At 71.4% G+C, this 24540-nt stretch carries 21 protein-coding genes; 8 read left to right on the top strand and 13 right to left on the bottom strand.

The genetic code is table 11. The features are described 5' to 3' along the window. Positions 1-29: 29 nt before the first annotated feature. Together ACLBYB_RS14425 and ACLBYB_RS14430 are read right to left on the bottom strand one after the other, a co-directional pair. Complete coding sequence (locus ACLBYB_RS14425; RefSeq protein ID WP_447699170.1) at positions 30-1700, bottom strand: thiamine pyrophosphate-binding protein; 1671 nt, start codon at positions 1698-1700, stop codon at positions 30-32. A 129-nt stretch (positions 1701-1829) separates the two neighbouring features. Further along, on the bottom strand, positions 1830-2531 hold the full coding sequence (locus ACLBYB_RS14430; protein WP_244526943.1) for a GntR family transcriptional regulator: 702 nt from the start codon (positions 2529-2531) through the stop codon (positions 1830-1832). Between the two features lie 192 nt (positions 2532-2723). Here ACLBYB_RS14430 and ACLBYB_RS14435 point away from each other — a divergent pair, with 192 nt between their 5' ends. From ACLBYB_RS14435 to ACLBYB_RS14450, 4 genes are all read left to right on the top strand, one after another. Beyond that, positions 2724-3443, top strand: coding sequence for a ribonuclease activity regulator RraA (locus ACLBYB_RS14435; RefSeq protein WP_012319094.1), 720 nt, complete (start codon positions 2724-2726; stop codon positions 3441-3443). Between the two features lie 81 nt (positions 3444-3524). Beyond that, positions 3525-4832, top strand: coding sequence for an MFS transporter (locus ACLBYB_RS14440; RefSeq protein ID WP_447699171.1), 1308 nt, complete (start codon positions 3525-3527; stop codon positions 4830-4832). A gap of 16 nt (positions 4833-4848) precedes the next feature. After that, the gene (araD, locus tag ACLBYB_RS14445; RefSeq protein WP_447699172.1) at positions 4849-6579 is read left to right on the top strand and encodes an L-arabinonate dehydratase; all 1731 of its coding nucleotides are present in this window, start codon (positions 4849-4851) and stop codon (positions 6577-6579) included. Positions 6580-6630: 51 nt separating this feature from the next. Further along, positions 6631-7635, top strand: coding sequence for an SMP-30/gluconolactonase/LRE family protein (locus tag ACLBYB_RS14450; RefSeq protein WP_447699173.1), 1005 nt, complete (start codon positions 6631-6633; stop codon positions 7633-7635). Between the two features lie 134 nt (positions 7636-7769). Here ACLBYB_RS14450 and metH read toward each other — a convergent pair whose 3' ends face one another. The 4 genes from metH to ACLBYB_RS14470 all read right to left on the bottom strand — a co-directional run bounded on the left by metH (position 7770) and on the right by ACLBYB_RS14470 (position 13984). Further along, positions 7770-11522, bottom strand: coding sequence for a methionine synthase (gene metH / locus ACLBYB_RS14455; RefSeq protein WP_447699174.1), 3753 nt, complete (start codon positions 11520-11522; stop codon positions 7770-7772). Positions 11523-11687: 165 nt separating this feature from the next. Next, a complete protein-coding gene (locus tag ACLBYB_RS14460) occupies positions 11688-11939 on the bottom strand; it encodes a hypothetical protein (protein ID WP_091927525.1) in 252 nt (83 codons plus the stop codon). Positions 11940-11981: 42 nt separating this feature from the next. Next, entirely contained in the window at positions 11982-12902 is a 921-nt protein-coding gene (gene metF / locus ACLBYB_RS14465) for a methylenetetrahydrofolate reductase [NAD(P)H] (protein ID WP_447681066.1), read from the bottom strand. A gap of 56 nt (positions 12903-12958) precedes the next feature. Continuing rightward, a complete protein-coding gene (locus ACLBYB_RS14470; RefSeq protein ID WP_447699175.1) occupies positions 12959-13984 on the bottom strand; it encodes an ArsR/SmtB family transcription factor in 1026 nt (341 codons plus the stop codon). A 186-nt stretch (positions 13985-14170) separates the two neighbouring features. Here ACLBYB_RS14470 and ACLBYB_RS14475 point away from each other — a divergent pair, with 186 nt between their 5' ends. Then, positions 14171-14752 carry a histidine phosphatase family protein gene (locus ACLBYB_RS14475; protein WP_447681065.1) on the top strand — a complete coding sequence of 194 codons (582 nt, stop codon included), beginning with the start codon at positions 14171-14173 and terminating at the stop codon, positions 14750-14752. A 3-nt stretch (positions 14753-14755) separates the two neighbouring features. Here the strand turns inward: ACLBYB_RS14475 and ACLBYB_RS14480 are convergent, their stop codons facing one another. The 6 genes from ACLBYB_RS14480 to ACLBYB_RS14505 all read right to left on the bottom strand — a co-directional run bounded on the left by ACLBYB_RS14480 (position 14756) and on the right by ACLBYB_RS14505 (position 21327). After that, the gene (locus ACLBYB_RS14480; RefSeq protein ID WP_447699176.1) at positions 14756-15652 is read right to left on the bottom strand and encodes a bestrophin family protein; all 897 of its coding nucleotides are present in this window, start codon (positions 15650-15652) and stop codon (positions 14756-14758) included. A gap of 123 nt (positions 15653-15775) precedes the next feature. Next, positions 15776-16714, bottom strand: a complete 939-nt coding sequence (locus ACLBYB_RS14485; RefSeq protein WP_447699177.1) for an ROK family protein — start codon at positions 16712-16714, stop codon at positions 15776-15778. After that, positions 16714-18087: a dicarboxylate/amino acid:cation symporter gene (locus ACLBYB_RS14490; protein WP_447681063.1), complete on the bottom strand. Its 1374-nt coding sequence runs from the start codon at positions 18085-18087 to the stop codon at positions 16714-16716. The genes ACLBYB_RS14485 and ACLBYB_RS14490 overlap by 1 nt, the downstream gene beginning before the upstream one ends. 231 nt (positions 18088-18318) lie before the next feature. Continuing rightward, positions 18319-19308, bottom strand: coding sequence for a hypothetical protein (locus ACLBYB_RS14495; RefSeq protein ID WP_091680378.1), 990 nt, complete (start codon positions 19306-19308; stop codon positions 18319-18321). A gap of 318 nt (positions 19309-19626) precedes the next feature. Next, positions 19627-20037 carry a peptide-methionine (R)-S-oxide reductase MsrB gene (gene msrB, locus ACLBYB_RS14500; protein WP_020095375.1) on the bottom strand — a complete coding sequence of 137 codons (411 nt, stop codon included), beginning with the start codon at positions 20035-20037 and terminating at the stop codon, positions 19627-19629. A gap of 99 nt (positions 20038-20136) precedes the next feature. Beyond that, positions 20137-21327 carry a YihY/virulence factor BrkB family protein gene (locus ACLBYB_RS14505; protein ID WP_447699178.1) on the bottom strand — a complete coding sequence of 397 codons (1191 nt, stop codon included), beginning with the start codon at positions 21325-21327 and terminating at the stop codon, positions 20137-20139. Positions 21328-21440: 113 nt separating this feature from the next. Between ACLBYB_RS14505 and ACLBYB_RS14510 the strand changes: the two genes are divergently transcribed. The 3 genes from ACLBYB_RS14510 (at position 21441) to ACLBYB_RS14520 (ending at position 23494) form a co-directional block, all read left to right on the top strand. Beyond that, a complete protein-coding gene (locus ACLBYB_RS14510) occupies positions 21441-22514 on the top strand; it encodes a UV damage endonuclease UvsE (RefSeq protein WP_447699179.1) in 1074 nt (357 codons plus the stop codon). Positions 22515-22560: 46 nt separating this feature from the next. Next, on the top strand, positions 22561-23112 hold the full coding sequence (locus ACLBYB_RS14515; protein WP_447699180.1) for an RBBP9/YdeN family alpha/beta hydrolase: 552 nt from the start codon (positions 22561-22563) through the stop codon (positions 23110-23112). Positions 23113-23266: 154 nt separating this feature from the next. After that, the gene (locus ACLBYB_RS14520; protein ID WP_447699181.1) at positions 23267-23494 is read left to right on the top strand and encodes a hypothetical protein; all 228 of its coding nucleotides are present in this window, start codon (positions 23267-23269) and stop codon (positions 23492-23494) included. Positions 23495-23502: 8 nt separating this feature from the next. On the opposite strand, the gene ACLBYB_RS14525 is transcribed toward ACLBYB_RS14520, so the two are convergent. Continuing rightward, positions 23503-24531: a YcjF family protein gene (locus tag ACLBYB_RS14525; protein WP_100252337.1), complete on the bottom strand. Its 1029-nt coding sequence runs from the start codon at positions 24529-24531 to the stop codon at positions 23503-23505. Positions 24532-24540: the final 9 nt, after the last annotated feature.

Consider the following 24540-nt stretch of genomic DNA (forward strand, 5'->3'; position numbering starts at 1 on the left):
GGCCGCACCGGGACGGCGCGTGCGGGCGGTCAGCCCCGCTGCGCCGCCAGGGCCTTCTCGCGGATGGCCGCGAGGGTCATGGTCGGGGTGAGCGCCTCGGGATCGACGAGGCAGTGGATCATGGCCGGCAGCCCGGAGGCGAGGCCGCGCTCGAAGGCGGGGGCGAACTCCTCGGTGCGCTCCACCCGTTCGCCGTGGCCGCCGAAGGCGCGGGCCAGCGCCGCGAAGTCGGGGTTGCGCAGCTCGGTCGCCGAGACGCGGCCGGGATACTCGCGCTCCTGGTGCATCCGGATCGTGCCGTACATGCCGTTGTCGAGCACCACCACCACGACGGCGATCCCGTACTGAACCGCGGTCGCGAATTCCTGCACGGTCATCATCACGTCGCCGTCGCCGGCGAGCGCCACGACGATCCGCTCCGGGCGGCTGCGCTTCGCCATCACGGCGGCGGGCAGGCCGTAGCCCATGGAGCCGGAGGTCGGCGCGAGCTGCGTGCCGAAGGCGCGGAACCGGTAATAGCGGTGGACCCAGGTGGCGAAGTTGCCGGCGCCGTTGCAGATCACCGCGTCCGGCGGCAGCCGCTCGCGCAGCCACGCGATCGCCGCGCCGTACTGGAACGCGCCGGGCTTCGGCTCCGGCGTCTCGGACCACGCGCGGTAGGCGGCGTGGGCCTCGGCGGCGCGGCCGGTGCCGGTGGCCTCGAACTCCGGCAGGACCGTGCAGAAGGTCTCGGGCGCCGCCTCGATCGCCAGCGCCGGCTGGTAGACCCGGCCGAGTTCCGCCGCGTCGGCGTGGACGTGGACCAGCGGCAGGCCGGGATTGGGGATGCCGAGCAGGCCGTAGGACTGCGCCGGCATCTCGGAGAGGCGCCCGCCCACCATCAGCAGCAGGTCGGCCTCCCGGATCCGGGCGAGCAGCGCCGGGTTGGGCCCGATCCCGAGCTCGCCCGCGAAGTTCGGGTGGTCGGCGGGGAAGAGCTGGGCCCGCCGGAACGAGACCGCCACCGGCAGGTCGTGGCGCTCGGCCCAGGCGGCCAGAGCGGCGACGGCGCCTTCCGTCCAGCGGGAGCCGCCGAGCAGCACCACCGGCCGCCGCGCCTCCGCCAGCATGGCCCGCAGGCGCGCGACGTCGTCCCCCGACGGGGCCGGCGCGGCCGGGACGACGCGCGGCGCGTCCGGCACGGCCGCGACGTCGTCGAGCATGTCCTCCGGCAGGGCGACCACGACGGGGCCCGGGCGGCCTTGCAGTGCGACCCGGAAGGCCCGGGCGAGGATCTCCGGGATGCGCGCCGCGTCGTCGATCTCCACCGCCCACTTGGCGACGCCGCCGAACATCTGGCGGTAGTCGACCTCCTGGAAGGCCTCGCGGTCGCGCATGCGCCGGGCGATCTGGCCGACGAACAGGATCATCGGCGTCGAATCCTGGCGGGCGATGTGCACGCCGGCGGAAGCGTTGGTGGCGCCGGGGCCCCGGGTCACGAAGCAGATGCCAGGGCGGCCCGTGAGCTTGCCGGCGGCCTCGGCCATGATCGCCGCGCCGCCCTCCTGCCGGCAGACCAGCACGTCGATGCCGCTGTCGCGCAGGGCGTCGAGCACCGCGAGATAGCTCTCGCCGGGGACGCAGGTCACGCGCGCGACGCCCTGCGCGCGGAGCTGGTCGACGAGCACCTGCGCGCCGGTGCGTGGGGGCAATCCGTTCAAGCCGTTCCTCCCTGGCGCTCGGGCCGCGTCCGGGACATGGCGCCGGGATCGGCCGTGGATCCGCCCGCCGCTGAGATGCGTCTGATATCCCAGTCTCAGGATAGGGGCGGGTTCGGGGCGGTCAACCTGTCAGACCAGGGGGCGCCGGTCGAGGGCCCGGCGTGTCATCCGGTCGAGAAAGTCGAACAGCGTCCCGATCCCGGCAAGGGCCGCCCCCGCGTCGCGCGCCGCGATGCCCGACACGATCGCCGCGTGGATCGCCGCGCAGTCCGGGAAGCTCGCGGTCGGCTCGTAGGTGTACCAGAACCGTCGCGACTGCGCGTGCAGCGCCGCCATGGTGCCGGCGAGCGTCGGGTTGTAGGCGGCGCCGACCAGCCCCTCGTGCAGGGCGCGCTTGTGCCGGAAATACGCTTCCCGGTCGCGGGCCTCCGCGGTGCGGCGCAGCCCGCCGACGCGGTCCAGCAGCCGCGCCATGTCGTCCTCGGTGCCCCGCGCGATGGCGCAGCGGGCCACGGTCTCGTCGAGGGGCCGCCGCACCTCCAGCAGCTCGAGGTGCCTGATGATGTCGACCTGGGTGACGAGGACGCCGCGGCGCGGGTGGACCTCCACGAACCCGATCGTCTTCAGCCGTGCCAGGGCCTCGCGGACCGGGGTCCGGCCGAGGCCCAGCTCCGCGCCGAGTTCGCCCTCCGAGACCATCGCGCCGGGCGCGAGACGGCGGCTGATGATCATCTGCTCGATGGCGTCGTAGGCGGTCTCGGCGAGCGAGCGCGGCCTGCGCGCCTCCGCCGCCGAGGCGCTGCCGCCGCCCGCAAAGTCCAATTCGGCCAAGGGCTTCCCCGTCGATCTCTGCCCGGGTCGGTCGCGACCCGCGCCGGTTGACAATGGCGCGGCGCCCCGTGTTACTCAAGAGCTGGGATATCAGTCTGCGCCCAGCGCGGACGGGAGCCAAGGCCGGCGCAAGCGACGCGTGATTGTCACCGTCCGCGGTTGCCGAGACCGAGGCTCGGGGAGGAGAAGCGGATGTCCGGGTTGTCCCCTGAGACGCGCGCCAAGCTGAAGACCGTCAGCACGGCCACGCTGATGACCGCCCTCTACAAGCGCGGCTTCCGCAACCAGATGATCCAGGGCGTGCTGCCCCTGAAGGCCGGCGGCCCGACGATGGTCGGCGAGGCCTACACCCTGCGCTACATCCCGGCCCGGGAGGACCTGAACCCGATCACGGTGTTCCGCGACCGCGCGCACCCGCAGCGCAAGGCCGTGGAGGAGTGCCCGCCCGGCGCCGTGATGGTGATCGACAGCCGGAAGGACGCCCGGGCCGCCTCCGCGGGCTCGATCCTGGCGACCCGGCTGATGGTGCGCGGCTGCGCCGGGCTCGTCACCGACGGCGGCTTCCGCGATGCCGACGAGATCGCCCGGCTCGAGATGCCGAGCTACCACGCGCGCCCGTCGGCACCGACGAACCTCACGGTCCACCAGGCGATCGACATCAACGTGCCGATCGGCTGCGGAGACGCGCCCGTCTTTCCCGGCGACGTGATCGTCGGCGACGGCGACGGGGTGGCGGTGATCCCGGCCCACCTCGCTGACGCGGTCGCCGACGAGGCCGTGGAGATGACCGCCTACGAGGATTTCGTCACCGAGGAGGTACGCAAGGGCCGCACAATCCTCGGCCTCTACCCTGCCACCGACGAGCAGAGCCTCGCCGATTTCGCCGCCTGGCGGACGCGGACCGGCCGCTGAGCGTGCCGCACCGGCCCGCTCCGGCCCGGCCCGCGATCGGCAAAGGGCCGGGACGCGTCGGATTCGGCTCGGGGGGACGCCATGGCGGCGGGGTTGCGCGGGGGCGATGCGGCGCCGGAGATCGAGCGGCGGACGGTCGCCAAGGTGTCGCGGCGTCTGCTGCCGCTGATCGTCCTCATCTACTTCGTCGCCTACATGGACCGGACCAACGTCGGCTTCGCGGCGTTCGGGCTGAGCCGGGAGTTCGGGTTCTCCGCCACGGTCTACGGCTGGGCGGCCGGCATCTTCTTCCTCGGCTACGTCATCTTCGAAGTGCCGAGCAACGTCCTCCTGGAGCGCGCCGGTGCGCGGCTCTGGATCGCCCGGATCATGGTCACCTGGGGGCTGGTGGCGGGCAGCATGGCGCTCATCACCGGCCCGGCGAGCTTCCTCGCCCTGCGCTTCCTGCTGGGCGTGGCCGAGGCCGGCTTCTTCCCCGGCGTGATCCTCTACTTCACCTACTGGTTCCCGAAGCGGTACCGGGCGCGCGTGGTCGCCGCGCTGTTCCTCGCGGTCCCGGGCTCGAACGCCCTCACGGCGGTGATCTCGGGGGCGCTGCTCCAGCTCGACGGGGCGCTCGGCCTGCACGGCTGGCAGTGGCTGTTCCTCCTCGAGGCGGCGCCCTCGATCCTGCTGGCCTTCGCGGTCCTGGCGCTGATGACCGACCGGCCCGAACAGGCCGCGTGGCTCACGTCCGAGGAGCGGCTGTGGCTCGGGACCGCGATCGCGGCGGAGCGGGACGACACGGTCCGGGCCCACGGGCCCTTCACCCTGGGGCAGGTCCTGACCGACCGGCGCGTGCTCGCGCTGGGCGCGATGTACTTCAGCATCGGTACCGCCACCTACGGCATCACCTTCTTCCTGCCGCCGATCCTGAAGAGCCTGCACCTCACCGACTGGGAGACGGGGGTCGCGACGGCGGTGCCCTACGGCGTCGGGACCCTGGGCATGATCGCCTGGAGCTGGTCGTCGGACCGGCGCGACGAGCGCCGCTGGCACTTCGCGATCGCCGCGCTGGTCGCCGCCCTCGGCCTCGTCGTCTCCGGCCCCATGCTCGGCAGCCTCTGGGCGCTCGCGGCGATGTCGGTGGCCACGATCGGGCTCTACGGGAGCAAGCCCGCCTTCTGGGCGATGCCGGGGGAGTTCCTGGCCGGGCCCGCGGCCGCCGGGGGGATCGCGCTGATCAACGCGATCGGCAATCTCGGCGGCTTCGTCGGCCCCTACGTCCTGGGCTGGCTGAAGGATTATACCGGGACCTACGAGGCCGGCCTCTATTTCCTGGCGGCTTGCGCGCTCGCCGCCGCGGCGATCACGCTCGTCGCGGGCCGCCCGGCCGGGTCGAACGCGTGAGACCGGAGACAGAGCGATGACCGCGCGCAAGAAGACCCTGGAGGATCTGCGCAGCCAGCGCTGGTTCGGCGCCACCGACCTGCGCAGCTTCGGCCACCGCTCGCGCATGCTGCAGATGGGCTACGAGCGGGCGGATTTCACCGGCAAGCCGATCGTCGGCATCATCAACACCTGGAGCGACATCAACCCCTGTCACCAGCATTTCCGCGAGCGCGTCGAGCACGTGAAGCGCGGCGTCTGGCAGGCGGGCGGCTTCCCGATCGAGCTGCCAGCGCTGTCGCTGTCGGAGAACTTCGTCAAGCCGACCACGATGCTCTACCGCAACCTCCTGGCCATGGAGGTGGAAGAACTGCTGCGCCAGCACCCCGTGGACGGCGCGGTGCTGATGGGCGGCTGCGACAAGACCACGCCCGGCACAGTGATGGGCGGGATCTCCATGAACCTGCCGATGGTGTTCCTGCCGGCGGGACCGATGATGCGCGGCCACTTCGGCGGGACGATCCTGGGCTCGGGCTCGGATGTCTGGAAGTACTGGGCCGAGAAGGAGGCCGGGAACATCACCACGCAGGAATGGAACGACATGGAGGCGGGCATCGCCCGCTCCGCCGGAACCTGCATGACCATGGGCACGGCCTCGACCATGACGGCGATCACCGAGGCCCTGGGTTTATCGCTGCCCGGTTCGGCCTCGATCCCGGCGGCCGACGCCGACCATCCGCGCATGGCCGGCGCCTGCGGCCGGCGGATCGTCGAGATGATCTGGGAGGACCTGAAGCCGTCCGACATCCTCGACCGCCGCTCGGTCGACAACGCGCTGGTGGTCCACAACGCGCTCGCCGGCTCCACCAACGCGATGATCCACCTGGTGGCCATGGCGGGGCGCGCCGGTATCCCGGTCAAGCTCACCGAGTTCGACGAGTTCGCCCAGAAGGTGCCGGTCATCGCCAACCTCCGGCCCTCGGGTCAGTGGCTCATGGAGGATTTCCACATCGCGGGCGGCATCCGCGCCCTGATGGCGCGCCTGTCCCCCCTCCTCCACCTCGACGCCCGCTCGGTCACCGGCGGCACGATCGGCGACGGGCTGGCCGGCATGCGGGTGTTCAACGACGACGTGATCCGCCCGCTCGACCGACCGATCGTGGCCATGGGCGGGACCGCGATCCTGTACGGCAACCTCGCTCCCGACGGCTGCGTGATCAAGCCGCCGGCCGCCGACCCGCGGCTGCTGCAGCACACCGGTCCCGCGCTGGTCTTCGACAGCTACGACGCGATGAGCGCGGCGGTGAACGACCTCGACCTCGACGTCACGCCCGACCACGTGATGATCCTGCGCAATGCCGGCCCGATCGGCGGCCCCGGCATGCCCGAATGGGGCATGCTTCCGATCCCGAAGGTCCTGCTCCGGCAGGGCGTGCGCGACATGGTCCGCATCTCGGACGCGCGGATGAGCGGGACCAGCTACGGTGCCTGCATCCTGCACGTGGCGCCGGAATCGGCCGCGGGCGGCCCGCTCGCGGCCGTGCGCGACGGTGACCTCATCACCGTGGACGTGCCCGGGCGGCGGATCCACCTGCACCTCGACGACGCCGAGATCGCGGCGCGGGTGAAGGCGTTCCGGCCGCCGGACCGGTCTTATCCGCGGGGCTACAACCGGCTGTTCGCCCAGCACGTGCGGCAGGCCAACGAGGGCTGCGACTTCGACTTTCTGGAGGGCGCCGGCGGTATTCCGGAACCCGAGATTCACTGACCGGCCCGAGCCGTCGGCAACAGGCGGCAGGTCACACCACAGGGAGGTACCATGGTCATGATCGCACGCAGGGGACTGCTCGCCGGGGCGGCCCTGCTCGGTGCCGCGCGGGCGGCCGGAGCCGGCTGGGAGCCGTCGCAGCGGGTGCCGGACCCGGCCGTCGAGATCCTCGACCCGGCCTTCGCCAAGTACCGGCTCGCCTCGGCAACGGTGGAGCGGGTCGCCACCGGCTTCCGCTGGGCCGAGGGGCCGGTCTGGTTCGGCGACATGGGATCGCTGCTGTTCAGCGACGTGGTCAACGACCGGATCATGAAGTGGGAGGAGGCGTCCGGCAAGCTCTCGGTGTTCCGCAAGCCGTCGAACTACGCCAACGGCAACACCCGCGACCGGCAGGGCCGGCTGATCACCTGCCAGCACAGGACCCGCAGCGTCACCCGCACCGAGCACGACGGGAGCCTGACCACGCTGATGGACTGGTTCGACGGCAAGCCGCTGAACTCGCCGAACGACGTGGTCTGCCATTCCGACGGCGCGGTCTGGTTCACCGACCCGGCCTTCGGGCCGAACCCGCACGAGTCGATGGCCGCGCCGGAGCTTCCCGGCAACGTCTACCGGATCGATCCGAGGACGGGACAGGCCAGCGTCGCGGTCGAGGGCGTGGCGGGTCCGAACGGGCTCTGCTTCTCGCCGGACGAGTCCAAGCTCTACCTCATCGAGGCGCGGGCGAAGCCGAACCGCCTGATCCGCGTCTACGACGTGGTCGAGAACGGCACCAAGGCCGCGAACGGCCGCGTCTTCTACGATGCCGGCACCGGCACGCCGGACGGCTTTAGGGTCGACGTCGACGGCAATCTCTGGTGCGGCTGGGGGATGAGCGAGGCCGAGGACGGGATCATCGTGCTCTCGCCTCAGGCCAAGCTGATCGGCCGGATCCGCCTGCCGGAGCGCTGCGCCAACCTGTGCTTCGGCGGACTCAACCGCAACCTGCTGCTGATGACGTCCACGCACTCGGTCTATTCACTGTACGTGAACACGCGGGGTGCGGGGACCTGCTGAGGTTGGATGGGCGGCTCGCGCCGCCCTGCCGTCCTTGCGGAGCGAAGCAATCCAGGGGCGTCAGGCCGACCGATGTCGCGATGCCCTGGGTCGCTTCGCTTCGCTGCGCTCGCGATGACGGTGGTGCCCCGCCCCTACTCCGCCGCCTGCGGCATGTACCGCGCCGGATCGTAGTTCAGGATCGGGCCGAGCCAGCGCTCGACGTCGCGGACATCCATCCCCTTGCGGGCGGCGTAATCCTCGACCTGATCCCGCTCCACCTTGGCGACGCCGAAATAGTGCGCCTCCGGGTGGGCGATGTAGATCCCCGACACCGACGAACCCGGCCACATCGCGTAGGACTCGGTGAGCCTCACGCCGATCCGGCTCTCCGCCTTCAGCAGGTCGAACAGGGTGGTCTTCTCGGTGTGGTCGGGCTGGGCCGGGTAGCCCGGGGCCGGACGGATGCCGTCGTACTTCTCCAGCACCAGCTCCTCGGGCCCGTAGGCCTCGTCGGACGCGTAGCCCCAGAACTCCTTGCGCACCCGCTCGTGCATCCGCTCGGCGAAGGCCTCGGCGATGCGGTCGGCGAGCGCCTTCACGAGGATCGCCCGGTAATCGTCGTTCGCCCGCTCGAACCGCTCGGCGATCCGCACCTCCTCCAGGCCGGCGGTGACCACGAAGCCGCCGACATAGTCGGCGATGCCGGTCTCGGCCGGGGCCACGAAGTCCGACAGGCAGGTGTTCGACCGCCCGTCGCGCTTCGAGAGCTGCTGGCGCAGGCCGTGGAAGGTGGCGAGCCGCTCCGACCGGCTCTCGCCGGTGTAGAGCGCGATGTCGTCGCCGACGCTGTTGGCCGGCCAGAAGCCGATCACCGCCTTCGGGTTGAACCAGCGCTCCTCCACGATCTGCTTCAGCATCTCCTGAGCGTCCTCGTAGAGGGCGCGGGCGGCCGGGCCCTGCTCGGGATCGTCCAGGATCGCCGGGAAGCGGCCCTTGAACTCGTAGGTCTGCAGGAACGGCGTCCAGTCGATGTAGGGCACGAGGTCGGCGACCTCGTAGGAGCCGTAGACCCTCGTGCCGGTGAAGGTCGGCTTGGCCGGCTTGTAGCCCGACCAGTCGATCTTGAAGGCGTTGGTCCGCGCCTTCGCGAGGGGCAGCCGCTGCTTGTCGGCCTCCGAGCGCCTGTGGGCGTCCGCCACCTTGGCGTACTCGGCCCGGACCTTCTCGATCGTCTTCCCACGGGTCTCCTTCGAGATCAGGCTCGACACCACGCCGACCGCGCGGCTCGCGTCGGTGACGTAGACCGCCTGCCCCTTGGCGTAGGCCGGGTGGATCTTCACCGCCGTGTGGACGCGGCTCGTGGTGGCACCGCCGATCAGCAGCGGCACGTCGAGCCCCTCGCGCTCCATCTCGCCGGCCACATGGACCATCTCGTCGAGCGACGGGGTGATCAGGCCCGACAGGCCGACGATGTCGACCTTCTCGGTCTTGGCGGTCTCCAGGATCTTGGCAGCCGGCACCATCACGCCGAGATCGATGATCTCGTAGTTGTTGCAGGCCAGCACGACGCCGACGATGTTCTTGCCGATATCGTGGACGTCGCCCTTCACGGTCGCCATCAGCACCTTGCCGGCGGCCTGGCGCTTGCCGTCGCCGCCGTTGGCGCGCTTCTCCTCCTCCATGAACGGTTCGAGATAAGCGACCGCCTGCTTCATCACGCGGGCGGACTTCACCACCTGCGGCAGGAACATCTTGCCGGAGCCGAACAGGTCGCCGACCACGTTCATGCCGGCCATCAGCGGGCCCTCGATGACGTGGAGCGGGCGCTCGGCTGAGGCCCGCGCCTCCTCGGTGTCGGCCACGATGTACTCGGTGATGCCGTTGACCAGCGCGTGCTCGATCCGCTTCTCGACCGGAGCCTCGCGCCAGGTCAGGTCGGCGGTCTTGGCCTGGGCCGAGGCGCCGGTCTTGAAGCGCTCGGCGGCCTCCAGCAGGCGCTCGGTGGAATCCTCGCGGCGGTTGAGGACGACGTCCTCGCACAGCTCGCGCAGCTCCGCCGGGATCTCGTCGTAGACGGCGAGCTGGCCGGCATTGACGATGCCCATGTCCATGCCGGCCTTGATGCAGTGGAACAGGAACACCGCGTGCATGGCCTCACGCACCGGCTCGTTGCCGCGGAACGCGAAGCTCAGGTTCGAGACGCCGCCCGAGATGTGGGCGTGCGGCAGGGTCTCGCGGATCGTGCGGGTCGCCTCGATGAAGGCCACGCCGTACGGGTTGTGCTCCTCGATGCCCGTGGCGACCGCGAAGATGTTCGGATCGAAGATGATGTCCTCGGGCGGGAAGCCGACCTGCTCGGTCAGGATCCGGTAGGCCTTGGTGCAGATCTCGACCTTGCGCTCGTAGGAATCCGCCTGCCCCTGCTCGTCGAAGGCCATCACCACCACGGCGGCGCCGTAGGAGCGGCAGACCTTGGCGGCCTCGATGAACTTCTCCTCGCCCTCCTTCATGGAGATCGAGTTCACAATCGGCTTGCCCTGGATGCACTTCAGGCCGGCCTCGATCACCTCGAACTTCGAGGAATCGACCATCACGGGTACCCGGGCGATGTCGGGCTCGGCGGCGACGAGGTTCAGGAACTCGACCATCGCCTTCTGGGAGTCGAGCAGGCCCTCGTCCATGTTGACGTCGATCACCTGGGCGCCGGCCGCCACCTGATCGCGGGCGACATCGAGGGCCGCCGCGTAGTCGCCGTTGGTGATGAGCTTGCGGAACTTGGCCGAGCCGGTGACGTTCGTGCGCTCGCCGACGTTCACGAAGGGGATTTCCGGCGTGAGCACGAAGGGCTCGAGGCCCGACAGCCGCATCAGGCGCGGCACCTCGGGGATCGGCCGCGGCGCCTTGCCGGCGACGGCCTCCGCGATGGCGCGGATGTGGTCCGGCGTGGTGCCGCAGCAGCCGCCGACCATGTTGACGAGGCCGGATTCGGCGAACTCGCCGACCAGCTTGCCCATCGCCTCCGGGCTCTCGTCGTAGAGGCCGAACTCGTTCGGCAGGCCGGCATTCGGGTAGGCGCAGACCAGCGTGTCGCAGATCCGCGACAGCTCGGCGATGTGGCCGCGCATCTCGCGGGCGCCGAGGGCGCAGTTGAGGCCGAAGGTCAGCGGCTCGGAATGGCGCAGGGAGTGCCAGAAGGCCGCCGGAGTCTGGCCCGACAGGGTGCGGCCCGAGAGATCTGTGATCGTGCCGGAGATCTGGATCGGCAAGCGGATGCCGGTCTCGTCGAAGACCTGCCACGCCGCCGCGACCGCGGCCTTGGCGTTGAGCGTGTCGAAGATGGTCTCGATCAGGATCAGCTCGGCGCCGCCGTCGATCAGGCCGCGGACCTGCTCCACGTAGGCCTGCTTCACTTGGTCGAAGGTGACCGCCCGGAAGCCCGGGTTGTTCACGTCCGGCGAGATCGACAGGGTCCGGTTCGTCGGGCCGATGGCGCCGGCCACGAAACGGCGGCGGCCGTCCTTCTCCTCGGCGAGCTTGGCGGCCTCCCGGGCGAGCCGCGCTCCTTGAGCGTTCAGCTCGTGGATGATCGACTCCATGCCGTAATCGGCCTGGGCGATGGTGGTGCCCGAGAAGGTGTTGGTCTCGCAGACGTCGGCGCCGGCCAGGAAGTAGTCGAGGTGGATCTGCCGGATCGCGTCGGGCTGGGTCAGGATCAGCAGGTCGTTGTTGCCCTTCTGATCGTGCCCGTGATCCTTGAACCGGTCGCCGCGAAAGTCCTCTTCCGAGAACTTCAGGCGCTGGATGACGGTGCCCATCGCCCCGTCGAGGACGAGGATCTTCTCCGCGGCGCGCTGGCGCAGGGCCTTCGCGATCTCGGTGCCGTCGACGGGGGCAAAATCGGTCATTGTGCGTCCTGTCAGATCACCTCGTCCTGAGGTGCCGGAGCGAAGCGGAGGCCTTGGAGGCCTCCAGATATCTCGGTGTTCCCTGGAGCCCTCCTTCGGGGCCGCTCGCGCGGCACCTAAGGATGAGGTGGAGGGTGGGCTCGATCGGTGTTTTGGGTCCTGCGGTCAGCCCGCCTTTTCCAGGGCGGCAAGCCGCTTCTCGATCGCTTCGAGCCGCTCCTCGACCTCCGCGGCGGCGTAGCGGCCGAGGACCGATTCGCCGTTCACGGCTTCACGCAAATTGTCGAAGCGGCGCTCGAGCCTATCGAAGCGCACACCGTCTACTTCCAGCTTGCGGTCGATGCGCTCGAAACCTGCTTTCATCTCCGCTCTCATCTCCCGGAGGAGCGGAACGATCAAATCCTGCGGCTCAGCCATGGCGGTGCCCCCTGCTGCGCCCGAACCGGGCGCCGCCTGAATTTAAGCCGCGGCCTTCGCGGCCGCCAGCTTCGGCGCCTGGGCGCGCAGGCCGAGCAGGTGGCAGATCGCGTAGACCAAGTCGGAGCGGTTCATCGAGTAGAAGTGGAAGTCGTTGACGCCCTCGTCCACGAGGTCGAGCACCTGCTCGGCCGCCACCGCGCCGGCCACGAGCCGGCGGGTCTCGACGTCGTCCTCCAGCCCCTCGAACCGGGCGGCCAACCAGTAGGGCACCGAGGCGCCGGTGCGGCGGGCGAAGTTCGCCGCCTGCTTGAAGTTCTGCACCGGTAGGATGCCCGGGATGATCGGGATCGTGATCCCGGCGGCCCGGACCTTGTCCAGGTAGCGCAGGTAGATCTCGTTCTCGAAGAAGAACTGGGTGATCGCCTGGTCGGCCCCGGCATCGACCTTGGCCTTCAGGGCGTCGATGTCGGCGTCGAGGGAGGCCGCCTCGGGGTGCTTCTCGGGATAGGCCGAGACCGAGACCTTGAAGTCGCCGATCCGCTTGATCCCCTTCACCAGCTCTGCGGTCGAGGCGTAGCCCTCCGGGTGCGGCCGGTAGGCGTGGCCGACACCCTCGGCCGGGTCGCCGCGCAGCGCCACGATGTGGCGCACGCCCGCGTCCCAGTAGGACTGGACCACCGCGTCGATCTCCTCGCGGGAGGCGTCCACGCAGGTGAGGTGGGCGGCGGGCTTGAGGCCGGTCTCGCGGACCATGCGGGCGACCGTGTTGTGGGTGCGCTCGCGGGTGGAGCCGCCGGCGCCGTAGGTCACCGAGACGAAGCTCGGCTGCAGCGGCGCGAGGCGCTCGATGGAGTTCCAGAGGATCTTCTCCATCTCGTCGGTCTTCGGGGGGAAGAACTCGATCGAGACGCGGATCGGGTGGTAGCCGTCGCGGCTGGCGCGGTGGGTGGAGCGGCGCATCGGGGTCTCGTCCTCTATGTCGGTCGGTTCAGACGAAGTCTGCGGAGGTCGGTGTCTCAGGCGACGGCGCGCTGAGGCTGTTCTGTGTCGGTGTCGGCCAGCTCGTCCTGAGCCAGCCCGTCCTGTGCGAGCCAGAGGGTGACGGTGAGCTGGCCCGACTCGCGGGGCGTCAGATCGCGGGTGGCGACCGTCGCGAGGCCGGACTCGGCGAGCCAGCCGGAGACCTGCTCGGCGGAGAAGCCGAGGCGCCGGTGGGCCTGCCCGGTGCGGAGGAATTCCAGCTCGTGCGGCGCGAAGTCCACTACCAGCAGGCGGCCGCCCGGCGCCACGAGCCGCGCGGCCCCGCGGAGCGCCCGGGCCGGGTCGTCGAGATAGTGCAGCACCTGATGGACCACGACGAGGTCGAAGCTCGCCCGCGCGAAGGGCGGCGCGTGGATGTCGCCCTGCCGCAGGTCCACCCTTGCCAAGCCCTGGCGCTCCAGGTTGGCCCGGGCGACGGACAGCATGGCGTGGCTCGAATCGAGCCCGGTGGCCCGGCCGGCCCGGGGCGCCAGCAGGCCGAGCATCCGGCCGGTGCCGGTGCCGAGATCGATCAGGCTGCCGATCGGGCGGTCGCCGAGGGCGTCGAGCACTGCGGCCTCCACGATCGCCTCGGGCACGTGCAGGGAGCGCAGCTCGTCCCATTTGGGAGCCAGCCGGGCGAAGAAGGTCGTGGCCGCATCCGCCCGCTGCGCCCGGACGGCGTCGAGGCGCGCGCGGTCCTCCGACAGGGGCGGCGCGGTCCGGTCGAGACCGGACAGAAGCGGGTCCGCCAAGCCGGCGCGGGCGTCGGACAGCCGAAAGAACGCCCAGGCCCCCTCGCGGTGCCGCTCGACCAGCCCGGCCTCCACCAAGAGCTTCAGGTGGCGGGAGATCCGCGGCTGCGATTGACCCAGGATGTCGGTGAGGTCGGACACCGACAGTTCCCCCTCGACGAGCAGCGCCAGGATGCGCAGGCGCGTCTCCTCCGCGGCGGCACGCAGGACGCCCAGGGCTTCCGGAAAGGGGATCGACCCCGCTTCTTGCCTGCGTTCGATAGACATAAAGATATGTTTATGTCCGTTTTCCTGCGGGCGCAAGCCCGATCTTGATCGGGTCCAAGACGGCGCGTGACGGCTCCCGACGGCATTGCCGAACCGATGAGACCGAAGCGCGGCGGCGGCGTTGATGGCAGGGTCGATGACTGGATCGATGACAGGGCCGCGGACCGCGTGCCCGGGGAGGCACGCATGGCCGAGAGCCCGTTCCCGCAGATCACGCTGGTCCGCCACGGCGAGACCGCCTGGAGCCGGTCCGGTCAGCATACCGGGCGCAGCGACATCCCCCTGACGCCGGAGGGTGAGGACGCGGCGCGCGCCCTCGCACCGCGCCTGGCGCGCCGCGCCTACGCGGAGGTATGGTCGAGCCCGTCGGGCCGGGCGGCCACGACCTGCGCGCTGGCGGGCTTCGGCGACCGCCGCGCGATCGACCCGGATCTCGCCGAGTGGGATTACGGCGCCTACGAGGGCCGGACCACGAAGGCGATCCTGGCCGAGCGGCCGGACTGGCGGCTGTTCCGCGACGGCTGCCCAAGCGGCGAGACGGCGGCGGATGTCGGTGCCCGCGCGGATCGGGTCATCGCCCGGGCCCGCGCCCGCGACGCCGACCTCATCGTCTTCTCCAGCGCACATTTTCTGCGGGTGCTGGCCGCGCGCTGGATCGGCCTGGAGCCGCGGTGCGGCGCGCTCCTCGTCCTCGGCACCGCGAGCGTCTCGGTGCTCGGCTACGAGCACGACCGCACCGAGCCGGTGCTGCGCGCCTGGAACGGGTAGGCGCTAGCGCAGCCAGTACCCGTCGGGCGCCAGCGCCTGGGGCATCGGCTCGCCGAGGGCGTGGTGGACGATGCGGTCCACGGCGCGGACCATGGCGTCGAGGGGCAGGTCGTTGGGCTCGGTGCCGAACGGCTCCTCGAGCTCGTCCCCGAGGGCGTCGAGTCCGAAGAACGTGTAGGCCACGAGCGCCACCACGATCGGAGTCGCCCAGCCCAGGGCGCCGGTGAGGCCCACCGGGAGGAGCAGGCAGTAGAGCCACGCGGTCCGGTATACGAGAAGGGTGTAGGCGAAGGGCAGCGGCGTGTTGGCGAGGCGCTCGCAGGCGGTGTGCACCCCCGACAGCGCCTCGATCCGGGCCTCGAGGAGGCCGAACTGGATGTCGCTGAGGCGGCCCGCGCGCGTCAGCGCGGCGAGATCGTGGGTGATGGCGGCCAGGACCGAGTCGGTGGGGTTCGGGCCGGACAGGTCCGATCCGGGGCTCGTCCGGTCGACGGCGGCGGCCTCGTCCAAGTCGCGAAGGCGGGCGTGGAGGCCGTGCGCGAAGGCCGACAGGCGCCGGAGCTGGAGCGCGGCCTCCCGCTCGGGCAGCAGGGCCGGGAGGGCGCGGGCGAGGTTGCGCACCTCGCCGATCAGGTTGCCCCAGTGCTTCCGGGCCTCCCACCAGCGCTCGTAGCAGGCGTTGTTGCGAAAGCTCAGGAAGATCGAGAGGGCGAGGCCGACCACGGTGAACGGCGTCACCCCCGCGCTGACCGGGAACAGCGCGGGCCACCGCGATTCCGCCCACACCACCGCGCACGAGACCGCGACGATCCCCGCGAGCTTGGGCGCCACCCGCGGCACGATCGAGCCGCGCAGGGTGAACAGCAGGGTCAGCAGGTTGGGCCGGGTGCGGACGATCATCGGGGCTTCGGCGATGCGGTGCTGCCGTCCTGCCCTGCCCCCTCCGGTCCCGCAACCGACGTCTCTGTGAGCTCGGCAGTTCGATCGACCAAGGCCGGGTCGCGGACGGGCCGCGGACAAGTCTCAGACGGTCTCCGCCTCCCACAGCCACGCCGCGCCGCGCACGCCCGACGCGTCGCCGTGCAGGCTCGCCCGCACGGGCGTGTCGAAGGCGTCGGAGAAGACGTGGGGGGCGATCGCCGCCGGCAGGCCCGCGATCAGCTCCGGGATGCGCGACAGGCCGCCGCCGATCACGATCACGTCCGGATCGAGGAGGTTCACCACCTGGGCGGCCGCGCGCCCGAGGCGCTCGAGGTGGACGGCGAGCGTCTCCCGCGCCGCCGGGCTTCCGGCCCGGGCCTCGGCGACGACCGCCTCGGCGGTGAGGTTGCCGCCGTGCCGCCGTGCGTGGTCGGCGGCCAGCCCGGGACCGGACAGCCAGGTCTCGACGCAGCCCCGGCGACCGCAATAGCATGGGGCGCCCGGCCGCTCGTCGTCGCGGGGCGCCGGCAGGGGGCCGTGGCCCCACTCGCCCGCGATGCCGTTGCGGCCCGTGAGCACCCGACCGTCGAGGGCGATGCCGGACCCGACGCCGGTGCCCAGGATCACCGCCCAGACCACGCGGGCCCCGGCGCCGGCGCCGTCGATCGCCTCCGACACCGCCAGGCAGTTGGCGTCGTTCTCGATCCGGAGCGGGCGCTCAAGGCGCGCGCCGAGATCGGCCGCGAATGGGTGTCCGTTGAGCCAGTGCGAGTTGGCGTTGCGCACGAGGCCCGTCGCCGGGGACAGGCTCCCGGGCATGCCGATGCCGACGCTGCAGGGCGTGCCGGCCTCGGCCTCGAGACGCAGGACGAGGTCGGCCACGGCCTCGACGGTGGCCCGGTAGGCGCCCCGCGGGGCGGGCATCCGCGCCTCGGCCAGGGTCGACCCGTCCCGGCCGAGCACGATCCCGGCGATCTTGGTGCCGCCGAGATCGATCCCGAGACGCGGGCGACCCGCGTTCTCCGCCGTCGGCGATCCCATCACTCGGCGGCGGCGACCTTGCTGTCGGTGCCCATCGGCTGCGGCGACTCGTCGGCGATGTGGGTGCCGATGGCGACCGGGTGGGCCATCACCTCGTTGAGCTTGGCGACGTCGAGCTCGCCTTCCCAGCGGCTGACCACCACGCAGGCGACGCCGTTGCCCACGAGGTTGGTGAGCGCGCGGCACTCGGACATGAACTTGTCGATGCCGAGGACCAGGGTCATGGCGGCGACCGGCACCGGGCTGTTGGGGATCGCCGAGAGCGTCGCCGCCAGGGTGATGAAGCCGGCACCCGTGACGCCCGAGGCGCCCTTCGAGGTCAGCATCGCCACCAGGATGATGGTCGCGTACTGGCTGATCGACAGGTCCACGCCCACGGCCTGCGCGAGGAACAGCGTCGCCAGCGTCATGTAGATGTTGGTGCCGTCGAGGTTGAACGAGTAGCCGGTCGGCACCACGAGGCCGACGACCGAGTCCGAGGCGCCGAGGCGGCGCATCTTGGTCATGAGCTGCGGCAGCACCGTCTCGGAGGACGACGTGCCGACCACGATCAGCAGCTCGTCCTTGATGTAGGCGAGGAAGCGCAGGATCGAGAAGCCCGCCACCCGGGCGATCGACCCGAGCACCAGAAGCACGAACAGGATCGCCGTGATGTAGAAGGTGCCGACGAGCCACGCGAGGTCGTAGACCTTCTGGATGCCGTACTCGCCGATCGTGAACGCCATGGCGCCGAAGGCGCCGACGGGGGCGAGCTTCACGACGATGCCGATGATCCGGAAGAAGATCTGGCCGGCGGTGTCGATCGCGTGGTTCACCGAGGCCGCGCGCTCGCCGAGATTCGTCACCACGACGCCGGTGAGGATCGAGATCAGCAGCACCTGCAGCAGGTCGCCGGTGGCGAAGGGGTCGAGGAAGCTCTTCGGGATGATCGCCAGGATGTGGGCGACGGTGGAATCGGCGGCCGCCTTGCTGGCGTAGGTCGCGACCTTGCTGGCGTCGAGCTTCGACGGGTCGGCGTTGAAGCCGGCGCCGGGCCGGATCACCTCGCCGACGATGACGCCGATCAGCAGCGCGATGGTGGACACCACCTCGAAGTAGACCAGCGCCTTCAGGCCGACGCGGCCGACCTTCTTGAGGTCGCCGATCGACGCGATGCCGTGGACGATCGTGCAGAAGATGATCGGCGCGATCATCATCTTGATCAGGCCGATGAAGGCGTCGCCGAGCCACTTCATCGACTTGCCGGTGGCCGGGTCGTACCAGCCGAGCAGCACGCCGAGCGCGATGGCGATCAGCACCTGGATGTAGAGCACCTTGTACCAGGGCTCGCGGGGCGCTGCCGCGGGAGCCGTCGCCTGGATTGCCTGTGCCATGTCCATCCCGTGCGACGACCGCGCACCCTCCCGATTTGCCGGCACGCTAGCGACTATCACTCGGCGCCTCAACGGCTGCACGCTTATCCGCCCGGAACCATCCGTGACAAAAACCTGTCATTCCCGGACGAAGATCTCTCGTACCCGAGAGCCGCGGACCCGCGAAAACAGACGGGCCGCAGCGCGATCTGCGCTGCGGCCCGGCCGTGCCTCGCGTCGTTGCGACGCGGGTCAGGTCTGCTGCTGGGTCCGGCGGGGGCGGACGGTCCAGCGCTCGAACATCGAGGCGGGATCCTCGCTCTTCCCGTCCTTGTTCTCGGCGGCGGGATCGGGCTGCTGGTGGATCGCCGCGCCGAGGGCCTGCGACAGGCTCTCGATGACGTCGTCGATGCGGGCATCCCCGTGCAGGGCGTCGCCGCTGCCGGATTGCGGGGCGGGCGTCTCGGCGGCCGGCGCGGCGTGCGCGGCCGCTTCCGGCGCGGGCTCCGGCTGCGGCTCGGGCTCGGGGTGATGCTCCGGGGCCGGCTCGGGCGGGCGCGGGGCGGCCGCGGCGGGCTCGGGAGCCGGCGGCGGTGCGGCGACGACCGGCGCGGCGGCGGCCAGCGCCGCCGGAGCTGCGGCCCGGCGCATAGCACCCATCGCGCCCTCGTCGGACTCGGTGCTCCGGCTGCTGCTGCTACCGTAACGGCCGAAGCCGAAGCGCGGCTCGATCAGGTCCAGCACCGCGTCCAGCGCGGCGTTGCTCAGCGCCACCTCCTCGGCCGCCGGCACGCCCTGGATGGCCAGGGCCGCCCGCTCGAAGGCCGGCTCGCTGCTGACCTCGCGGCCGAACCAGCTCGGGGCGTGGAAGCCGGCGGCCTCGCCGTCATCGTCGAAGGTGACGCTGATCAGGTCCAGGCTGCCGGGGGTGACGTAGCGGTCGATGGCGATCTCGCGCCCGCCGGCATTCAGCGTGGTGCGGTCGTAGGCGGCCTTGCCGGGGCACACGTCCAGCAGGGCGTCGCCGTGGGCGCGGGGGACGTCGGTGCGCTCCTCGACCGGGACGCCGTCCGGCCCCTTGTTCACCAGGACCAGCTGGCAGACCTGGCCGTCGACGCGCACGTAGGAGGCCCGGCCGCCCTGGGGCGCGAAGTGACCCTCTGTGATGCGGGCGCCACCCCGCTCCTTGCGGATCAGGCGGACCAGGGATGGTGCGACCAGAAATCGGCGAACGGTGCTCATGAACTCAAAACCCCTCCCGCTTGGTCGGCGGCGCGCCGATCCGGCGGACAGCCCTCAGCGCCGCCGGGCCGCACGGAAGGGGGCACGTGGAGCCGGCCCGCACGGCGTATAAGCTGACTGCCACGCCGTATTCGCCAGAGCCTGACCGCTTCCGTCGCCAATCACCGGACAGCGACATCCTGAGACTATAGAGCGCTAAGCAAAAACGCGACGAAATCAAGACCGGATCCGGCCGATGATCCGGCCCCGGCGGTCCCTGTCCCCGATATCCCGGCTTTCGCGCCGCGTTTCCGAACCCAGGTTAGCGGCCCCCGCGATTCATTCAGCCGGCTCGAAATTCATCGCCGCGCCGTTCATGCAGTAGCGCAGGCCGGTCGGCGCCGGGCCGTCGTCGAAGACGTGGCCCAGATGGCCCTTGCAGCGGGCGCAGTGCACTTCGGTGCGGACCATCCAGTGGCTGCGGTCCACCGTGGTCTCGACGGCGCCGTCGAGGGGCTCGAAGAAGCTCGGCCAGCCCGTTCCGGACTCGAACTTGGTGCCCTGCTCGAACAGCGGCTGACCGCAGCCGGCGCAGGTGAAGGTCCCGGCCCGCTTCTCGGCGAGCAGACAGCTCGTGCCGGCCCGCTCCGTGCCGTGCTCGCGCAGGACCCGGTACTGCTCCGGTGTCAGCGCCGAGCGCCACTCGGCGTCGCTGCGGGTCTCCGGGCTGGTGGTCGGCGTGTCGGCCATGACGATCTCCCTTCTCGCCACGCTATATAGGGATCGCGCGCCCTATCCGGCAGTCCCGGAGGATGCCGCAGGGCGTCTCCGGAATCGGAGACGCGGCGTTCAGGCGGCGGCGCCGACGGTGTCGGCCATCCGCGCCCGGCGCGCGCCCATCGGCAGCGGCGCGCCCGTGGTGGTGTCGCGGGCGGTCTGGTGCTCCAGCTCCGCGTTGATCTCGCCTCCGAGCAGCACGATCGTCGAGGAGATCCAGATCCACGTCATGAAGCCGATCACGGCGCCGAGCGACCCGTAGGTCTCGTTGTAGGTGCCGAAATTGGCGACGTACCAGGAGAACAGGAGCGACGCGGCGAGCCAGAGTAGGCCCGCGACGACGCTGCCGAACCCGACCCAGCGCCAGCGGGCGTGCTCCCGGCTCGGCCCGAACCGGTAGAGCACCGACAGGCCGCCGAGCAGGACGATCAGGATCGCCGGCCAGCGCAGGGCCGCGAGCAGCCACGCGGTCGAGCCGAGGCCCAGGAAGTTCAGCATCACCGGCACGACGACGATCACGTTGAGCGCGACGATGATGAACAGCAGGGCGCCGACCGTGAAAGTGAGCGAGCGGAGGTTGAGCCAGAAGAAGTTCCGCTTCTCCTCCTCCTCGTAGACGACGTTCAGCGCGTCGAACATCGCCTTCATGGCCGCGTTGGCGCTCCAGATCGACAGGAGCAGGCTGGAGAAGAACGTGATGCTGAGGGAGCCGCTGCCCTTGGCGGCGATGCGCTTGACCTGGTCGCCGATGAGCTCGACCGCGCCGGACGGCAGGACCGCGTGCAGCTGGGCGAGGTGATCGTTGATGACGGTCACGTCGGCGAAGAGGCCGTAGCAGGAGACCAGCGCGGCGATGGCGGGGAACAGCGACAGCAGCGTGTAGAAGGTCACCCCGGCGGCGACCGCCAGGACCCGGTCCTTGTTGAACTCCAGGTAGACCCGGACGACGATGTCCTTCCAGCCGGACCGCGTCATCTCGACGGGGCTGTCGGCGGCGCGGCCGCGCTCCGGCTGGGTCGCGGCGGTGAGCTGCGCGGCGCGCCCCGAGATCGAGCGCGCCCCCGCGGCGACGCCCTTTCGCAGGCCCCGATCGTCGCAGGACGGATCGCGGTCGAGCGGCGGCTCGTCGGCGGGGAGAGCCGCCGGCACGCGGCGCCGCCCCGGCGCCGCCGCGAGGGCGACCAGCGCCGAACCAAGCATCAGGATCCAGAGGATCGAGCCGCCCTCCGAGGGGCCGGTCGAACGCGACGGTGACGGGGGCATGGATCGGGGCCAGTGCGCGGAACTGCCGCGCTCGGGAATCCCAACGTCGTCGTGCCGCGGCCGTTCCGCGCGTCGCGCGGGGACGCCGCGGCCCTCCGCGCGTTGTGCTCGTTATGCGCGATCAGCCCCGACTCGGATTCTGCTGCAAGTTCGTCCTGGACGAGCCGCCCGGCACCCACGCCACCCTCAAGGCGGAGCGGGAGGCCACGCTGCACATGAACCTCACCAGCGTGACCATGGCCCATCTCACGAAGCTGGAGCCGGCCGCCCGGCGGGTGAAGCTCACCGGGCTCGTCGCCCACAACCTCGACGCCCTCGCCCGCCAGATCGCCTGGGTCGGGGCCCGGCCGCCGCTGGAGCGTCTCCTGCGCATGGCGAGCAACGTCCTTCCGGGCTACACCCACCCGATCGCGCAGCCGCTCTACGCCGAGCCCGAGATGACGGCGCTGGTCGAGCGCGGCCTCGCCGAGGCCGGCGCGCTGGCCCGCCGGCTCGGGGTGCGCCTGAGCTTCCACCCGGGACCGTTCTGCCTGCTGGCGAGCCGCAACCCGGCGGCGATCGCCAACGGCCTGTCCGAGCTCGACTACCACGCCGAGATCTTCGACCGGATGGGCTACGGCGGCGGCTGGCACCCGCACGGCGCCCACATCAACATCCATGTCGGCGCGGGCGACCCGGGGGTCGAGGGCTTCCGAGAGACCCTGCCCCGGGCGAGCCGGGTGGCGCGCGACCTCGTGACGGTGGAGAACGACGAGAACGTGTTCGGCCTCGACGCGGTGCTGCAGCTCGCCGACCTCGTGCCCGTGGTGCTCGACCTGCACCACCACTGGGTCGAGAGCGGCGGGGAGTATCTCGAGCCGGACGATCCCCGGATCGCCCGGGTGCAGGAATCCTGGCGCGGCGTCCGGCCCGTGGCCCATATCAGCGTGTCGCGCGAGGCGGTCTCCGCCGCCTGCGATCCGGACGCCCTGCCCGACTTCCCGGCCCTGCGCGCGGCCGGTCACGCGGTCCGCGACCTCGCGGCCCATTCCGACATGATGTGGAACCGGGCGGTGAACGACCTCGTCGCCCGGCACCTCGCCTGGGCGGATTTCGAGATCGAGGCCAAGGCGAAGAACCGCGCCTCCGTGCAGATCGCCCGACACATCCTGGCCCTCGAGGGAGCGGCGCCGATCGCGGCCGAATGACGGGACGGTCTCGACGCGTCCGCCGGTCCGCACTAGGCATCCCGGTATGAAGACCGCCGACTGCGACATCCTCATCGTCCCGGGGCTCGGGGGCTCCGAGGAGGACCATTGGCAGGCCCGCTGGGCGGGCCGCCTCGCCACCGCGCGCGTGGTCGAGCAGGACCAGTGGCACGAACCGACCCCGGAGGCGTGGTGCGGCCGCATCGCCGAGGCGGTCGCGGCGGCGACGCGGCCGGTCATCCTGATCGCCCACAGCCTCGGCGTGGTGGCGTGCGTCGAGGCGGTGCCGCGCTTCCCCGCGGGGGTGGTGCGCGGCGCCCTCCTGGTGGCGCTCCCGGACGTCGAGGAAGCGCCGGGCCTGCCCGACGCGGTCCGGGCCTTCGCGCCGGTGCCGCGCGATCCCCTGCCCTTCCCGTCCCTGCTGGTCGCCAGCCGTACCGACCCGTACTGCCCCTACGAGCGGGCGGACGACTTCGCCCATGCCTGGGGGGCGCTCACGGTCGACGCGGGCGAATCCGGCCACCTCAACGTGGCGAGCGGGCACGGCCCCTGGCCCGAGGGGCTGATGCGGCTCGCCGGGTTCCTGAAGGGGCTCTGAGCCTGCGAGCCCTGCGGCGCGCGAGGACGATCGGCGTCCCCGTGGCTCGGCGGGATGGGACCGGCGCGGGTCGCATTAACGCGCTGTTTACCACCGCCCTCTTCAGTGGCGGCACGGGCGGTCCTTCGTCCCGAAGCCGCCCCTGGAGAGCACCGTGACGCGCAAAGAGCTTCTGGAACGACTCGAAGCGGTGCAGACCGCCCTCGGCCCCCGGGCCCAGAGCAACTTCAACAGCTCGCTGTTCAACGACGTGACGCTGCTCAAGCGGATCGAGGCCTTCGAGGCCAAGCTCGGCGAGCCCGAGAAGCCGAAGACCGCCGACTACACCGGCAACATGTTCTCGCGCATCGCCAACCGCCGCGCCACCGCGGGCGCCAAGTAGCCCCGCCACTATTTCGGCTCGGCCTCGGCCGAGCGCAGCAGCTCGCCGGCGACGTCGGCGAGCCGCGGCGGGGCCTCCCGCACGAACGGCAGCGGCCGGCAGACGTTGAGCGCCGCGAGCCCGAACCGGGCGGTCATCAGCCCGTTGAGCACGCCCTCCCCCAGCTTGGCGGAGACCCGGGCGGCGATCCCGAGCCCCAGAACCTGCTGCATCACGCTCTCGCCCACCGCCATGCCGCCGGTGACCGTGAGATGCGCGAGCGCCGCGCGCCCCAGCCGCAGGAAGCCCAGGAAGCCCGGCCGGCCGCCGTAGATCGCCGCGATCCGGCGCAGCAGCCGCACCGCCGCGAACACGACGAACGCCACGTCGACGATCGCCCGCGGGCTGAGCGCCGTCACCGCCGAGACCTGCTTGGCCGTCGTCGCGATGGCGTTGCGCGCCTGCCGGTCGAGGCCGGCGAGCAGCTCGTGCTCGGCCAGGCCGATCCGGTCGTCGACGTCGAGGATCGCGTCGGCGGCGGCGTCGATCCGGGCGCGGCCCGCCGACAGGGCGTCGCGGTCCGCGTAGAAGGTCGAGAGCGCCTGCACCACCGCCTGCGCGCCGGTGTGGTCGCGGGTGGCGAGGGCGTCCAGCGCCGACTGGCGCAGCCGCTCGATCTTGCGCTCGCGCCGAAGGCCGGCGAGTTCCCGCACGACGATCGCCAGCAGCGCCAGCGCGGCGAGGCCCAGCAGCGCGAGCGCGACCCAGCCGAGCCAGGGGGCGGCCTGGAACAGGTCGCTGATCATCCGCTCGACCGACAGGCCGACGCCCAGGGAGACGAGGCCGCCCACCGCCGAGAAGAACAGGGCGCCCCAGGGCGAGCGCGAGCGCGGGGCCACCGGCACGGCGACGCCGTCGGCGGCGTCGAGGATCTCGAAGGGTTCCTCGACGATCCTGGCCTGCGGCGGCCGGGGCCCGAGCGGCGTCGTGGTCACGCTCGGCTCGCCGACCGGTTCGGGGCTGATCCGGAAGGCGCGGGGTTTCTGGCCGGAGGTCATGGTCGCGGG

It is taken from the genome of Methylobacterium sp. D54C, assembly GCF_053345595.1.

Bases quoted from the DNA above. Each gene is read 5' to 3' on its own strand.
- ACLBYB_RS14440 (WP_447699171.1), top strand. From the start codon at position 3,525: ATGGCGGCGGGGTTGCGCGGGGGCGATGCGGCGCCGGAGATCGAGCGG.
- ACLBYB_RS14490 (WP_447681063.1), bottom strand. From the start codon at position 18,087: ATGGCACAGGCAATCCAGGCGACGGCTCCCGCGGCAGCGCCCCGCGAG.
- metH (WP_447699174.1), bottom strand. From the start codon at position 11,522: ATGACCGATTTTGCCCCCGTCGACGGCACCGAGATCGCGAAGGCCCTG.
- ACLBYB_RS14475 (WP_447681065.1), top strand. From the start codon at position 14,171: ATGGCCGAGAGCCCGTTCCCGCAGATCACGCTGGTCCGCCACGGCGAG.
- ACLBYB_RS14450 (WP_447699173.1), top strand. From the start codon at position 6,631: ATGGTCATGATCGCACGCAGGGGACTGCTCGCCGGGGCGGCCCTGCTC.
- ACLBYB_RS14495 (WP_091680378.1), bottom strand. From the start codon at position 19,308: ATGAGCACCGTTCGCCGATTTCTGGTCGCACCATCCCTGGTCCGCCTG.
- ACLBYB_RS14460 (WP_091927525.1), bottom strand. From the start codon at position 11,939: ATGGCTGAGCCGCAGGATTTGATCGTTCCGCTCCTCCGGGAGATGAGA.
- metF (WP_447681066.1), bottom strand. From the start codon at position 12,902: ATGCGCCGCTCCACCCACCGCGCCAGCCGCGACGGCTACCACCCGATC.
- ACLBYB_RS14505 (WP_447699178.1), bottom strand. From the start codon at position 21,327: ATGCCCCCGTCACCGTCGCGTTCGACCGGCCCCTCGGAGGGCGGCTCG.
- ACLBYB_RS14515 (WP_447699180.1), top strand. From the start codon at position 22,561: ATGAAGACCGCCGACTGCGACATCCTCATCGTCCCGGGGCTCGGGGGC.
- ACLBYB_RS14470 (WP_447699175.1), bottom strand. From the start codon at position 13,984: ATGTCTATCGAACGCAGGCAAGAAGCGGGGTCGATCCCCTTTCCGGAA.
- ACLBYB_RS14510 (WP_447699179.1), top strand. From the start codon at position 21,441: ATGCGCGATCAGCCCCGACTCGGATTCTGCTGCAAGTTCGTCCTGGAC.
- ACLBYB_RS14485 (WP_447699177.1), bottom strand. From the start codon at position 16,714: ATGGGATCGCCGACGGCGGAGAACGCGGGTCGCCCGCGTCTCGGGATC.
- araD (WP_447699172.1), top strand. From the start codon at position 4,849: ATGACCGCGCGCAAGAAGACCCTGGAGGATCTGCGCAGCCAGCGCTGG.
- msrB (WP_020095375.1), bottom strand. From the start codon at position 20,037: ATGGCCGACACGCCGACCACCAGCCCGGAGACCCGCAGCGACGCCGAG.
- ACLBYB_RS14435 (WP_012319094.1), top strand. From the start codon at position 2,724: ATGTCCGGGTTGTCCCCTGAGACGCGCGCCAAGCTGAAGACCGTCAGC.
- ACLBYB_RS14480 (WP_447699176.1), bottom strand. From the start codon at position 15,652: ATGATCGTCCGCACCCGGCCCAACCTGCTGACCCTGCTGTTCACCCTG.
- ACLBYB_RS14525 (WP_100252337.1), bottom strand. From the start codon at position 24,531: ATGACCTCCGGCCAGAAACCCCGCGCCTTCCGGATCAGCCCCGAACCG.